This is a genomic window from Paracoccus rhizosphaerae (assembly GCF_026162645.1).
Taxonomy (GTDB): domain Bacteria; phylum Pseudomonadota; class Alphaproteobacteria; order Rhodobacterales; family Rhodobacteraceae; genus Paracoccus; species Paracoccus rhizosphaerae.
This window is the reverse complement of record NZ_JAOTBE010000115.1, coordinates 2,501-5,644: the sequence shown is the minus strand read 5'-3', so window position 1 is coordinate 5,644 and position 3,144 is coordinate 2,501. Positions and strand designations below refer to the sequence as shown.

2 rRNA genes (1 of these 2 running past the window's edge) are annotated in these 3,144 nt (G+C 55.0%); both read right to left on the bottom strand.

What is annotated here, in order from left to right:
- Positions 1 to 100 precede the first annotated feature (100 nt).
- Positions 101 to 215 (bottom strand): 5S ribosomal RNA (gene rrf, locus OC184_RS19380).
- A 115-nt stretch (positions 216 to 330) separates the two neighbouring features.
- A 23S ribosomal RNA gene (locus OC184_RS19375) occupies positions 331 to 3,144 on the bottom strand; it runs 21 nt beyond the window's last position.

Genomic DNA, 3,144 nt, shown 5'->3' with positions numbered 1-3,144 from the left:
CCTTCAGGTTATGAGCCTGACGAGCTACCGGGCTGCTCTACCCCGCGCCAATTTTGTCCTGATCGTGTTGTCGTTGAGAGAGATTTGCGTGTCTTTCCAGGTCTGGCGGTGACCTACTCTCCCACGTCTTGAGACGCAGTACCATTGGCGCAGCGGCACTTAACGGCCGAGTTCGGGATGGGATCGGGTGTTTTGCTCGCGCTAGGGCCACCAGACCGGGAAAGACACGCTCAGCGTCGCCCCTTTCGGGGTTTTGGTTGTCCAAGGATGCATTGGAGGAGACGCTGCGTCTGTGCTTGTGGCACTTGGGCAGTCTGTCTTCTTCCGGATCAAATCAAGCCTATCGAGCCATTAGTACCGGTCAACTGAATGCATTGCTGCACTTACATCTCCGGCCTATCGACGTGGTGGTCTTCCACGGCTCTCAAGGGAGACCTTGTTTTGAGGGGGGCTTCACGCTTAGATGCCTTCAGCGTTTATCCTGTCCGTTCATAGCTACCCTGCACTGCCGTTGGCACGACAACAGGTCCACCAGTGGAACGTTCACCCCGGTCCTCTCGTACTAGGGGCAACTCCTCTCAAGTCTCCAACACCCACGGCAGATAGGGACCGAACTGTCTCACGACGTTCTAAACCCAGCTCACGTACCTCTTTAAACGGCGAACAGCCGTACCCTTGGGACCTGCTCCAGCCCCAGGATGAGATGAGCCGACATCGAGGTGCCAAACGATGCCGTCGATATGGACTCTTGGGCATCATCAGCCTGTTATCCCCAGCGTACCTTTTATCCGTTGAGCGATGGCCCTTCCACTCGGGACCACCGGATCACTATGGCCGTCTTTCGACTCTGCTCGACTTGTCAGTCTTGCAGTCAGGCTGGCTTCTGCCATTGCACTCAACGAGCGATTTCCGACCGCTCTGAGCCAACCTTCGCGCGCCTCCGTTACTGTTTGGGAGGCGACCGCCCCAGTCAAACTACCCACCACGCAGGGTCCCGGACCCGGATAACGGGCCGCGGTTAGACATCAAGAGTGCGAAGGGCGGTATCTCAAGGATGGCTCCACGGGAACTGGCGTCCCCGCTTCAAAGCCTACCGCCTATCCTGCACATCGCAATCCTGATGCCAGTGCGAAGTTGTAGTAAAGGTGCATGGGGTCTTTCCGTCTAACCGCGGGAAGTCTGCATCTTCACAGACAATTCAATTTCGCTGAGTCCACATTTGAGACAGCGGGGAAGTCGTTACGCCATTCGTGCAGGTCGGAACTTACCCGACAAGGAATTTCGCTACCTTAGGACCGTTATAGTTACGGCCGCCGTTTACCGGGGCTTCAATTCAAGGCTTGCACCTCTCCTTTTAACCTTCCGGCACCGGGCAGGCGTCAGACCCTATACGTCGTCTTACGACTTCGCAGAGCCCTGTGTTTTTAGTAAACAGTCGCCACCCCCTGGTTTGTGCCCCCGGCCTCTGCTTGCGCAAAAACCGGGCCTCCTTCTCGCGAACTTACGGAGGTATTTTGCCGAGTTCCTTAAATGTGGTTCTCTCAAGCGCCTTGGTATTCTCTACCAGTCCACCTGTGTCGGTTTCGGGTACGGTCTTGTGGAGGGCTATTTCCAGGGACCGCTCACCAGCCCCTCCAATCCGATAAGGAGGAACGAGCTCTGCGATCCGTCACCATCTCCTGGCCCAGGAATATTAACCTGGTTCCCATCGACTACGCCTTTCGGCCTCGCCTTAGGGGCCGGCTTACCCTGCTCAGATTAGCTTTAAGCAGGAACCCTTGGACTTTCGGCGACAGGGTCTCTCACCCTGTTTGTCGCTACTCATGTCAACATTCTCACTTCTGATCACTCCACCGGTTGCCTCACGGCCCGGCTTCACAGTCAGAACATTGCCTCCGTTACCCTTTGCAGGGCAAAAGAGGCAGCGTTCTATATCACAGAACGCTCCGCTACCACGCACAACAAGTGTGCATCCAAAGCTTCGGCTCGTGGCTTGAGCCCCGTTACATCTTCGCCGCAAGACCTCTTGATTAGACCAGTGAGCTGTTACGCTATCTTTAAAGGATGGCTGCTTCTAAGCCAACCTCCTGGTTGTTTTGGAAGTCTCACATGCTTTCCCACTTAGCCACGAATTGGGGGCCTTAGCTGTTGGTCAGGGTTGTTTCCCTCTCCACGACGGACGTTAGCACCCGCCGTGTGTCTCCCGGACAGTTCTCTTGGGTATTCGGAGTTTGCTTAGACTCAGTAAGGCTGTGGGCCCCCATCATCCATGCAGTGCTCTACCCCCCAAGGAATACATCCGAGGCGCTACCTAAATAGCTTTCGCGGAGAACCAGCTATCTCCGAGTTTGATTGGCCTTTCACCCCTAGGCACAAGTCATCCCGACCTTTTTCAACAGGTGTGGGTTCGGACCTCCAGTACGTGTTACCGTACCTTCATCCTGCTCATGCCTAGATCACTCGGTTTCGGGTCTGATCCGTCTGACTCATTCGCGCATTTAACACTCGCTTTCGCTGCGCCTACACCTAGCGGCTTAAGCTTGCCAGACAGACCAAGTCGTTGACCCATTATACAAAAGGTACGCCGTCACCCCTCAAGGGGGCTCCGACTGCTTGTAGGCGTCCGGTTTCAGAAACTGTTTCACTCCCCTCGTCGGGGTGCTTTTCACCTTTCCCTCACGGTACTGGTTCGCTATCGGTCAGTAAGGAGTACTTAGCCTTCGAGGGTGGTCCCCCGATCTTCAGACAGGATTTCACGTGTCCCGCCCTACTTAATGCGTCCGATCGAACTTCCCATACGGGGCTGTCACCCTCTATGGCCGATCTTTCCAGATCGTTCCGGTCATTCTTTCGGCTCGGCTGGTCCGCGTTCGCTCGCCACTACTAGCGGAGTATCTGTTGATTTCCTTTCCTCCGGGTACTTAGATGTTTCAGTTCCCCGGGTTCGCTTCTTTAACCCTATGTGTTCAGGTCAAAGATACCTGGTTATGCCCACTGTTGATATCCGCAAGGATAACAACAGCAAACATTCAGGTGGGTTTCCCCATTCGGAGATCCATGGATCAAAGCCTATTCTCAGCTCCCCATGGCTTATCGCAGAGTATCACGTCCTTCATCGCCTCTTACTGCCAAGGCATCCACCAA